10 protein-coding genes and 1 pseudogene are annotated in these 11,098 nt (G+C 42.8%); 7 read left to right on the top strand and 4 right to left on the bottom strand.

The genetic code is table 11. The annotated features are described in order from the left end of the window. The first annotated feature begins 45 nt into the window (after positions 1-45). On the top strand, positions 46-837 hold the full coding sequence (locus tag Q0R35_RS12030) for a TauD/TfdA family dioxygenase (RefSeq protein ID WP_295618184.1): 792 nt from the start codon (positions 46-48) through the stop codon (positions 835-837). Positions 838-979: 142 nt separating this feature from the next. Here Q0R35_RS12030 and Q0R35_RS12025 read toward each other — a convergent pair whose 3' ends face one another. Continuing rightward, entirely contained in the window at positions 980-1,309 is a 330-nt protein-coding gene (locus Q0R35_RS12025) for a hypothetical protein (protein ID WP_295618181.1), read from the bottom strand. Positions 1,310-1,673: 364 nt separating this feature from the next. Between Q0R35_RS12025 and Q0R35_RS12020 the strand changes: the two genes are divergently transcribed. Continuing rightward, entirely contained in the window at positions 1,674-1,946 is a 273-nt protein-coding gene (locus Q0R35_RS12020) for a hypothetical protein (RefSeq protein WP_295618178.1), read from the top strand. Between the two features lie 209 nt (positions 1,947-2,155). After that, on the top strand, positions 2,156-3,049 hold the full coding sequence (locus Q0R35_RS12015; protein WP_295618175.1) for a leucine-rich repeat domain-containing protein: 894 nt from the start codon (positions 2,156-2,158) through the stop codon (positions 3,047-3,049). Positions 3,050-3,137: 88 nt separating this feature from the next. Here Q0R35_RS12015 and cruF read toward each other — a convergent pair whose 3' ends face one another. Further along, on the bottom strand, positions 3,138-4,016 hold the full coding sequence (cruF, locus tag Q0R35_RS12010) for a gamma-carotene 1'-hydroxylase CruF (RefSeq protein ID WP_295618172.1): 879 nt from the start codon (positions 4,014-4,016) through the stop codon (positions 3,138-3,140). Positions 4,017-4,278: 262 nt separating this feature from the next. Beyond that, entirely contained in the window at positions 4,279-5,148 is an 870-nt protein-coding gene (locus tag Q0R35_RS12005) for a branched-chain amino acid ABC transporter permease (RefSeq protein ID WP_295618169.1), read from the bottom strand. Positions 5,149-5,655: 507 nt separating this feature from the next. On the opposite strand from Q0R35_RS12005, the gene Q0R35_RS12000 reads away from it, so the two are divergent. Beyond that, complete coding sequence (locus Q0R35_RS12000; RefSeq protein ID WP_295618166.1) at positions 5,656-6,921, top strand: AraC family transcriptional regulator; 1,266 nt, start codon at positions 5,656-5,658, stop codon at positions 6,919-6,921. Between the two features lie 266 nt (positions 6,922-7,187). Here the strand turns inward: Q0R35_RS12000 and Q0R35_RS11995 are convergent, their stop codons facing one another. Continuing rightward, positions 7,188-8,651 (bottom strand): serine/threonine-protein kinase, encoded by a 1,464-nt coding sequence (locus tag Q0R35_RS11995; RefSeq protein ID WP_295618163.1) that lies wholly within the window; start codon positions 8,649-8,651, stop codon positions 7,188-7,190. Between the two features lie 262 nt (positions 8,652-8,913). On the opposite strand from Q0R35_RS11995, the gene Q0R35_RS11990 reads away from it, so the two are divergent. The 3 genes and pseudogenes from Q0R35_RS11990 to Q0R35_RS11980 all read left to right on the top strand — a co-directional run. Then, positions 8,914-9,546: a COP23 domain-containing protein gene (locus tag Q0R35_RS11990; RefSeq protein WP_295618160.1), complete on the top strand. Its 633-nt coding sequence runs from the start codon at positions 8,914-8,916 to the stop codon at positions 9,544-9,546. A gap of 115 nt (positions 9,547-9,661) precedes the next feature. After that, entirely contained in the window at positions 9,662-10,408 is a 747-nt protein-coding gene (locus Q0R35_RS11985) for a serine protease (protein WP_295618157.1), read from the top strand. Positions 10,409-10,677: 269 nt separating this feature from the next. Continuing rightward, positions 10,678-11,098: pseudogene (locus Q0R35_RS11980) on the top strand (ATP-dependent Zn protease); the annotation flags it as partial.

Genomic DNA, 11,098 nt, shown 5'->3' with positions numbered 1-11,098 from the left:
GGAAGTCAGGTTCAAGGGCTGGAAGTTTAATCTATAATAAATACTATGGTTGAAAAAACAATTAATTTTAGCAAAACATCACCTTTTGGCAGTGAAATTAATGGACTTAATATCACTGATGTTAAAGCCAAAGACATCGACTATCTAAAAAATATCCTTGCCCACAATGGATTAATCGTCTTCCGCCAACAGACGGCGAACGATCGAGACTTCGTAGACTTTCTGGGGCGGCTGGGGTCTTTAACCTTTACGATTGGTGAAACACCTGTCGCCGATCGACCAGAACTAAATATTGTCAGTAATATTGGGCGCACCACGCCGCCGCGAAGTGTTTTTCATACCGATACTAGCTATATTTCTCAGCCACCCGCATTCACAGCTTTGCGTGCAGTCACGATTCCGACTGTTGGTGGTGAAACGTTATTTTCAGATCAATATCGGGCGTACGATACATTGCCAAACACTGTCAAACAACAGCTTGCAGACGTTCGGGTACTGCACGTAGCGACAGGCGTATCGCCAGACGAGCGACAAGAAAGCCAAAGCTGGCATCCTCTATTTAAATTACATCCAATTTCCGGTCGTCGATCGCTATTTTTATCAACACCAGAACGCTGTCAAGAAATTTCAGGCATCGCCACCGATCTCGCGCGACGCATCCTGCGGCTACTCTACCACCATTCAATTCGACACTACCGGATTTACGCTCATCACTGGCAACCTGGCGATATCTTACTCTGGGATAACCGTTGTACGATGCATCGTGCGGCTCATGCCCGCGTTATTGGCGACCGCGTATTGCATCGTGGTATTGTAATCGATCGATCCGCGATGTAACGGCGATTCTAGCAACCGCCACGGCAATTGTCGAAACCATTTGAGATCTTTTTCGATGCTGGTGGGGGAGAGTGGGTTGTAGTCAATTCACTAATGGCTTTTTCTGAGGGTGAAACCATATTATTTGAACTGCGTTCGATCGCTATTTTTTGATAAACTGCCAGACAGAAATCGCTAAAAAAATCCAAGTCCACGCTTTCACAGGAATCCAGTACACACTATCCGACTCTTCCGTTCCCATAATCGCTCGGATGGAAACATTTCCTAGTTTAGGATTGGTTCTTAACTTTTTAGCGTAGTCTGCTAACGACCAAGCGGCGATCGCATTCACAAGACATGGCAACCAAAAATTTATCTGGTCGAACGCATCCTTGCCATCTTGAATAAAAAGCTCTAGATTGCAGGCAATCAGTGAAATGCAAGATATGAATATTAACAATCTTCCTGCTCCAGAATATACTATTACGAACATAATGTTTGTTTTATTTGATTATTTATAAAGATTTGCAATGCTTCCTGTTGTTACAGGATCCAGCTACACCTCTTCTAATCACCCGCGATCTATTTAATTGAGTCTGAGCATGAGATTGCGATCGAGATAGTAGAGTAGATACTATAATGTACCCAGATATTGACTAAAACAGCCTAGAACACTAAATTTATCAAACAAACTCGGTCGATCGAACGTACAAATTTGGCGCGTTGAGTTCCTCTCTGTACCTCAGTTCGATCTCCTGTAGTGACCCCACCTACGTCAATTTACTGTGGACACTTGGCTAAATCTGAGGTTAAGGTAGACTAACCAAACTGTAATAAAGCGAACTCAGCCAAATTAGATGAAAAAAGTAATTGCACTCTCGATCGTTTTCTCGTCGATCTTCTCAGCACCAGCTTTAGCTACTGACTTAACTAACAAAGACAGCAAAAAATACGAAGTAAAAGTTGCAGATGTCGGCACACTCAATACGAGTATCGAAAGTAATACAACATCTCTAAGTATTTGTAGAACATCATGTACGGTTACTGTTGTCGGCGTTGGCAGTCTTAAAATTACTGGTAAAGAAAAGGTAATTGTAATTAAGAATGGAGCGTTGAGCCTGGAAAAATAGTAGTTAGGATATTAGTAAATATCTCAGCTAACTAGTTTTCGAGAGCTTTAGGTTTGGCAAGCAAGCTAAAACCTAAGTTTTGTCAATCGATAAGATAACAAGCCGATAAGTCGATAGACCAAATTGTTATATTCAAAACCAAAAGCCTGTATTCTTCAGCAGGTTAGTCTGTAGGGATCTCAAATAATTAGCTAACGTCAAATATCCAAATGAAAACTAGCAAAATTTTAATGCTGGCAAGTGTATCAATCTCACTAGTTGTATTACCAATAGTTGGATATAATTCTAATCCTCTGCCAGTTTTAGCAGCAGGTTCTACACCGCAAAGTAAATTAGATCCGCGTAGGCTTACAGCGCAGACTACTCCTGGCACCTTTATTCAGCAATGTCAACAAAGAAAATCTTTGCCAGTAGATACCAGACACACGATCGACGTATTGTTAAAAAAAGTTGGTACAAAAGACTGTAAGTTAGCATTTGGGAAGCTTAATAGTCTAGTTACTCTCGATCTTATGAGTAGTCAGATTGTTGATGTGAAGCCACTTACTACTCTAACTAATTCGATATATTTATTACTTGAAGACAACAAGATTGTCGATATAAAGCCACTTGCTACTCTAACTAATTTAGAAGGATTAGGTCTTGGTGGAAATCAAATTGTTGATGTGAAGCCACTTATTACTTTGACTCATTTGAAAAACCTCAGTCTTTATAGTAACAAGATTGTTGATGCAAAGCCAATTGCTACTTTAACTAATTTGGAAGTACTAAATCTCTTTGGAAATCAGCTTGTTGATGTAAAGCCACTTACTACTCTGACTAATTTGACAGACCTTCGTCTTGAAAACAATAGGATTGTTGATGTAAAGCCACTTGCTACTCTAACTAATTTGACAAACCTCGGTCTTGAAAACAATAGGATTATTGATGTAAAGCCACTTGCTGCTCTAACTAATTTGACAGACCTTAGTCTCGATCGAAATCAAATCGTCGATCTCAAGCCCCTTGCTACTTTGATTAGTTTGAAAAACCTCGGTCTTAAAGGCAATAATATTAATTCAAAGAGTTGCCCGGTTAAGCCAGAATCTATTTGTAGCTTCTAAAATTATCTTTAATGTGGCGATTGCCATCATACTAAATTCCCGACTTCTGCAAGAAGTCGGGAATTTGTCTCAGCCAGCAAAGTCGAAATTACATCACTTCTTCGAGAGATTCAGTTACATTTTGGTAAGGCGATCGAGTAGTTGCCATTTGGTAGAAAAATAGCAACGGCACGATGCCTAAGATGATGCCCAATAAAATTGGTGGATAAATTCCAGCAGCAAGACTGGTAATCGTCGCAAATGCAAAATTAGCTAAATAAACCGCTAGTGGCAAACCGAGATCGTTTGGTAGAGTCAAAGGTTTGAGCCGCCAGATAAAAGTAGCCACAGTCATAAATACCGCTCCCGTACCAAACCAACCCGCAAAATTTTCGTATGGCATTCCAAAAAATGCGCCCGGTTGCTCCCATACCCAAAATGGCACCGTCGTCTGACTCATCGCGGGATCGAGGACAAAATCCCATGAAGTTAATAATAGCGATCCGAATCCGATCGCGCCGACATATTTTAATAATTGCGGGATAGCCAGAGTTTCCAACCCAGCTCGCGCGATAATATACGCACTAAAACCGATATAAAACCAAGAGAGCGGAATTGTAAACGGTACCAACCCCGCGATTTTGTAACCCAACCCCGATAAATAATGATAGTGTCCGAACGGAAATCCAGTGCTAGTGCCCAATAACTCACTTACTAATGATAGTCCGATCGCAGGCACCATAAAGCCCAGACAATGCCACATGCCCAGAGTTCTGTAAGCATATACCGCCACGGCTGAGGTACCCAATAGCATGTATACCACGCCACCACCAGCCATCGACCATGCAAATGCCGTTTTGCCAATTTCTGGTAGTGCAGCAATAAAGTCAGGGTTTGGTAATACTACTAGTAATCCAGCCAGCCCAAACGCCATAGACAAAATATGCCCTATTAGAAAAGTTTGCTCGATCCGCATAAATTTTTCCATCGATTGCGACTTAATTTAAATTTGCCAACTCATCTAAATTAGGTGTGGAGTAGAGTCTGATGCGTCCGATGTAGAATTCGCACCAATCCCGATTTTCCAATTTAGATGGAGTAATACTCATAGTTTACAAATCTTTGCTAAGTAGTACAATGTACGAGCAATAATTTCCCTTCCGATCGTGGATAGTAGCCTATAGTTTCTCCTAAAACCTAAAACCTAAAACCTAAAACCTAAAACCTAAAACCTAAAGCCTGACTTGAGTTTAGGCGGTACCTTTAAAGAGTCCTTGGGGACGGAATAATAAAGTTAATACCATAAAAATTAGCGCGATCGCGAGTTTGTATTGAGAGCCGACATAGGGTACGGCAACTTCTTGAGCGATCCCAATTATAAACGCGCCCGCGATCGCACCGTAAGGATTGCCAATGCCGCCCAAAGTCACCGCCGCAAACATCGGCATAATTAAAAACCACCCCATATCGGGACGCACATTGGCGACTAACCCATACATTTGTCCGCCTAATCCCGTCAGGCTAGCTGAAATAATCCACGTCCACAAAACGACGCGCTCGACATTAATTCCCGTCACCCGCGCCAGATCGATATCGTCGGCTACCGCGCGCATGGCTTTACCAATTTTGGTATTCTGCAACAGAAAATGCAACCCGGCGATCGCAGCAATTGCCAAACCGAGTACGACCAAATTATAGAACTTAATTTTAATTCCGAATAGATCGATCGCTTCACTGACGGGTAAATTATACCGCTTGGCATCGCTACCCCAAATTAGTAAAATGCCATTCCGCAGAAATAATGCCAGCCCGATCGAAATAATTACTAATGTAGTTGGGGTAGCGCGGACCTGCCGCATTCGTTTCCACAATACCGCTTCGGATAGCAATGCTACCCCCACAGTGGCAATAATGCCCACTAACATCGATACCCAGATATTATTTAACACCGGGATCGGACTCATATTCAGCATCCAGGCGACAAATGCCCCTAAAGTCATTAAGTCCCCATGAGCAAAGTTTGACAGGCGTAAAATGCCATATGTCAGCGTTAAACCAACTGCGCCCAAGGCGATAATGCTGCCTAGGGCAATGCCATTTACAATTAATTGGGGATCCATACTCTATCTGATATTGCTGCTGTAGATCTTACATTACCGTGAGTTCGAGCGGGCGGAGAGATGGGAGTTCGGAGATGGGAGATAGGCGTAAGAAGTAAGGAGTAAGAAGGATTAAAAATCTATCTATTCTCCCAGTCTCTCAGTCCCCCAGTCTCCCAGTCTTCCATCTCCGAACTCCCATCTTGTATTAAGTATTCTTACCACCTTGTCAAAAAAAATTCAGGCTTTAATGAATTTGGCTTACGTATATGTATCCGAAATAACTGTTTTATTTTGCACTAATGCTTTGAAATTCAGTGCTGAGATAATTCAATTGTTATTTGATGTAACCCTTTGAGAGATGGAGATCGATCGGTATTTAGGCGATCGATCGGTCAAGATTAATAGCATTAAATTACAACATAATTGCTATACCTTAGCCAATTGTCGTATTGATATTACTGTTGACAGTTGTGATGATGAAAGGATTAGAAAATACATCATATAGCTTTTATACAACAGAATAAAATGAATTTACAATCGTTGCCGAGCCAAAATTCTCGCACGAGAGATCGTCTGCCGCTTGAGACGATCGAACTCGAACAACCAGCACAGTATCGCAGAACACATCGCAAACAGGTAGAGTATACAAACCAATTAGAACACTACCTTAGTCCTGCCAAGCCTCACCAGGTGCTAGCCAAGGCAATTGGCGAACACCAAATCGTCTCGCTCGATTCAGTTTCGGAATATCCCTTCGAGATCGAGCATCTGAATACGGGTAATTTCGATCTAGTCGATCTCCAATGGCATGGATGCTTTAAGCTCTCACAACAGCCGCAAATCGATCGACACCTGATTTGGATAGTTCTAGCAGGTTCCTTATCACAACAACTCAATGCGCCACAGGAGCTGCCGCACCAACAATCCCAGCAACTTAGTTGTGCGCCAGAGACAGCAACGATTGTTAATCCGGGTCAGACATTGGAGAGTATTTCCAGCCAGAAAGGAAAAGCATTATTAGTGTCGATCGATCGCAACTCGATCGATGTCGCATTGAGCAAATTACTCGCGCGATCGTTAAAACAGCCACTAATTTTCCAATCTAGCGTTGACCTTACCAGCGATTTGGGTCTGAATCTGCAAAAACTTTTACAATTTTTGTGGGAAAGTGCTGCGGGTGCAGGAGCGGTTTCGGCGGCATTCATGTTCGAGGAGTTGGAGCGAGCCTTTTTAGCTTGCGCGCTCAAAGGTTTGCCCAGTAGCTATTCTGAGGAAATATTAGATCGACTCGAAGGTGCCTTCGCCGCTCACGTTCGCAAGGCTCGCACATTTATTGAATCCAATCTGCACGAAGATATCAAACTTGGCGATATTGCTACCGCAGTTGGTGTCTGCGCGCGATTGCTCCAAAAAGCCTTTTCTCATCAGTGCGGCTGTTCGCCGATGCGCTTTGTCACTCAAACCCGACTCTACCGGATTCGCCAGGAATTGGAGTCACCCACCAGCAATGCCAAAATAGTCGATGTAATGATGGATTATGGCTTTACGCAAGGGGGGAAGTTTGCCAAGGAATACCAACAACTATTCGGCGAAAACCCATCGGATACGTTGAAACGATCGAACCAATTTCAGCAACAGCCCTCCCCACTATGGCACCAAATCGATGATGCTCACTCAGAACAGATCGTCGGTGGTCGATCGGGATATACTACCGCTCGAACTAGTAGTGCATCTCAGCTACTAAAAATCTCCCAACAGTGGCAGTTACTAGCTTCAGGTTTTAGGCTTTAGGCTTTAGGTTTTAGGTTTTAGGTTTTAGGTTTTAGGTTTTAGGGGATAGTGAATAGTGAATAGCGAAAAGTGCGTTCTTGGGGTTCCCCCTGTCTTGTCTTGACGCATCGACTGGGAGGTTCCCTCCCGCGTGGCGGGTCACCCGCAACGCAGTCGATGCGTCGCTGACTCACCTCTTTTGACGGGGAAAATAACCAAAGGTGAGTCGCAAGTAAAGCACCTTTTCAAGACAGGCTTTAGGCTTTAGCAGTAATTTTACTTACTCCTTACTCAATCTCAAACGAATTAATCATCGCCATCGCAGCTTCGAGGTGTTGATAATAGCGATCGGGTTGAGCTTTGTACGTTATTATATATGCTTTACCGCGATCGATCGTCCAGACTTCGAGGTTTTTAATTGCTAGTGAATTTTCATCTTTACCAGTATAAACAATTAGACTACCTGGTTTTTTTGCTAAAGTTATCGGACTAGACTCGATAATTTTAGCACCTCGATAATAGCGATCGATTTCGGCGATTGTTAATTTTGTATAGTTAGATAAACTAGTCTGGGAATTTGTCAAATTTTCGATGCGTACCGAGATATTTGCTTGGTACTTATTTCCCATACTCGCCACGGGACTGGTAAACAGCACATTCTCTCCTGTGACGACATTACGAGTATCTTTTTGCTGCCAATTGTGTGGATATTTGACTTTTATTTTGGCTAGTTTATCTACATAATTTTGCCACTTCGTTGCTGGATTGGTAGTTACTATAGGAATGCTCGTTGTTGTCACTATCGCCGCAGATAATTCGGATTTATCCGCCGAAGTTGAGAATAATTTTATCGCTCCAAGTCCTAGCAACAACGTGCTAACAGCGGTGCCCAAAAGTACATAAGGCTTGAATTGTTGATACTTACTCGCCGGAATCTGTGTCGAGGAAAAAGCTTTGAGAGCGTCTAAAACTTCTGATGCCGATTGATAGCGATTGCGATAGTCAGGGCGAACCATTTTATTAATAACTGCTGCTAACTTGAGATCGATCGTGACTTCATCTCGCCATTTTAGTTCATAACTATAGACATCTTTTTCAATCGGATATTTACCAGTTAGAGCTTGAATAGCAATCGCGCCAACTGCATAAATATCGCTATTTATTTTAGAAACATTTTGTTCTTGCTCGTAGGGGACATAGCTCGGATCGTTAATAGTCTTAGATTCTTGACGAGGTAGATTTTGCCAAGCATTACTTACATCTTGGACGCAGCCAAAACCAATTAAAAATAATCTTCCATCATTATGGCGGCGAATGATATTATGAGGGTTAATATCTTGATGAATATACTGAAAACTATGCACGAAACTCAAAATACCAAGTAACTCTGTTAATAAGTTAAATGCTTGTGTCTGACTCCAAATTATCCCAGGAGTAAGTTCTTGACTCAGCGGTTCGCCATCGATATATTCGCGAACTAAATAACGATCGCCATCTGTTATAAACTTGGTAATTAATGAGGGAATCTGTGGGTGTTTGCCAACCTGATATGCAATCGAACCTTGACTTTCAAATAGTTTATCGACTAATGCTAAATCTGATGAGTCGATATTCAAATTTTGAATTTTTTTGACTACATAGAATGGTGAGTCGATGAGATCCAGATCCTTTGCTAAATAAGTAGTTCCGGATTTACCTATTCCCAAAACTTTAACTATTTGGTAATGAGAGTGAAGGATCGTGCCTAGCATATAGTAGTAATGAGTGAAATTAACGAGAGTTCACCCTGAGTCGAACTCAGATAAGTCAGCAGCTCAAAGCTTTACTCCAGACAAAATATTTTGGTTAGCTATTGTTATAAGATAGCAGAAAGCTTCGCTCCACACTGCTAACGCATAGATTATCTAAAAAAGCTGCGATCGATATCGCATTTTTAGTAATACATCTAGCTGAATTTTAATTGCTAAATTCAGTATATATGCTGGCTGAAGTTAATGAGAATTAAGTGCAACCATGTCTATAATAGTTGATAAATTAGCTACGATGCGATCGCGATCGGCGATGCTTCATTCTGGGTGCCTGAGCCAAGTCTTTCATTTACATACCATGCTGAGAATACTCCCCCCATTCCGTAAGTTTTCAGGTTTGTTCCTGACGATCGCACTCCTCACAATTGAATCTCAATGGTTGCCACCAAGTCAAGCACAATCGCCGCGAAAGTTTAGCTGCGAAGTGCTAGGCGGATCGCCGACTACAGTCGTACAAACGGTGAGGGGTAATATTCCGATGATCCATTGGGTCAAGTCGTTTACGGGGCAGTATAATAATGTCGCTCGCCGCTGTAATGAAGTATCCAATCGCCTCGACAGGTTCGATCGCGATGGTAAGTTAAAATATATTCGGACGGGTAATGTCAATACCTATCCAGTTTTATGTGTCGATCCGGGCATTAGTGGCAATACTTGTCCCAAGTCGAATGTATTGGTAACGCTCCCCAAAGGAACTGATTCCGCCCAAATGCTCCAACAGATGCTCGATTTGCGCGCGCGCGCTTCGGGACGGATCATCCAACTTAGCGGCGAGCAATTAGTCCGCTATCGCAATGGCGATGCATATGTTAATATCGATCGGCTATTGGCTCGATAGACACCGATCGATTGGGGTGCGGTCGCAGCTAAAATCCAGTATGTTCGGTACTTGTGTTGTTAGGGGGTAACGGGTAAAAACCAATCGAGACTGGATTACCCTTTACCCAATTAAAATGTCATCGCCGCGAAACAATCTGACTACCTGGGTGGTAAATATCGTAACTATCGGTAGCGCGGGAGTATTTTTAAGCTATGTACTATGGCAAATATTAGTACCCAATCCTAGCGATATTGCCAAAAAAATTACCGTGAGCATCGATGGTGCGAATACTGGCTCTGGAGTCATCATCGAGCAGCAAGGCAATCGATATGTCGTTTTGAGCAATTGGCACGTCGTCAGCACGGGAGAACGGCCCATTACGGCTAGATATTTGACAATTACCACTGTAGATGGACGGAAACATCTAGTTACGACTCCCCAGATCTCTAAAATTGGTAAACTAGATTTAGCGATTTTAGAATTTCAAAGTCGAGATCGTTATCAAATTGCCAACATCGGCAATTCTGACAAATTGAGCGAGGGGGAAGTCGTATACGTCTCTGGCTGGGCAGATCCTAGCCAACAAATCTCAACCAGGGTGTATCAGTTTTTAGTCGGAAATCTATCGGGACGACTCGATAATCCAATGGCTCAATCTCGTCCGCAAGATGGTTACGCTCTAGTATATACGGTCAATGCCCTACCGGGAATGAGCGGTGGGCCAGTGCTAGACAGTCGAGGCAATCTCATCGGCATCAACGGACGCGCTACTGTAGATTTACGCACCGGGACGGTAAATACCGTACTAGGTATCGATATCAATCGTTATCTCCGCGCCAGCGGCAAATTACCCAACCGCAACTGGAGAAAATATAATTAGATTAGGGAATAGGGGATAGTGAATAGTGAATAGTGGATAGTGGATAGCTTGCACTGTTGGCGAAGCCTCGCCTTTGGCGATACGACAGCCGTAGCGTAGCGTCTCCGCAAGGAGAAGTGTGAATAGTGAATAGGCTTTGGAACTGCGTTCTGTGTTTCTCTGTTACTCCTTACTTCTTACTCCGGTCAGTGAGCGACAGCCGAACTGTACTCCTTATTCCTTACTCCCCACATCTCCCACCTCCCACCTCCCACCTCCCATCTCGCTTAATGAATTCAGATAATCCAACTAAACAAATTTCTTTAAACTTAGTCGCAATCTGTATATTTGGGATGACGATTTCAAGTTTAGTTACGCCCTTAATTAATGTATCTTCGACAATTCCGATCGGGATTATTTTTGCTATCATTGTCGGTGCGACTGTCGATAATTTTTTCCTGAAAAGTACGCTGGCGACACTGGTTTTAGATGCGTTCGCGAGTGGAAATCCGGCATATCGCCAACGAATTATCGAGCATGAGGCTGGGCATTTTTTAGTTGCTTACTTATTAGATATTCCGATTACTGGCTATACACTCAGCGCGTGGGAATCGATAAAAGCCGGACGTTCGGCACAGGGTGGGGTGATGTTTGCCGCACCAGAAACAGATATTTCTAGCCAATTGTTACAAAATTATTGTGCGGTGTGGA

The sequence above is a fragment of the Chamaesiphon sp. GL140_3_metabinner_50 genome (assembly GCF_025361915.1).
Taxonomy (GTDB): domain Bacteria; phylum Cyanobacteriota; class Cyanobacteriia; order Cyanobacteriales; family Chamaesiphonaceae; genus Chamaesiphon.
Note: the sequence above shows the minus strand (reverse complement) of the source record. Positions and strands in the feature narration are given on the sequence as shown.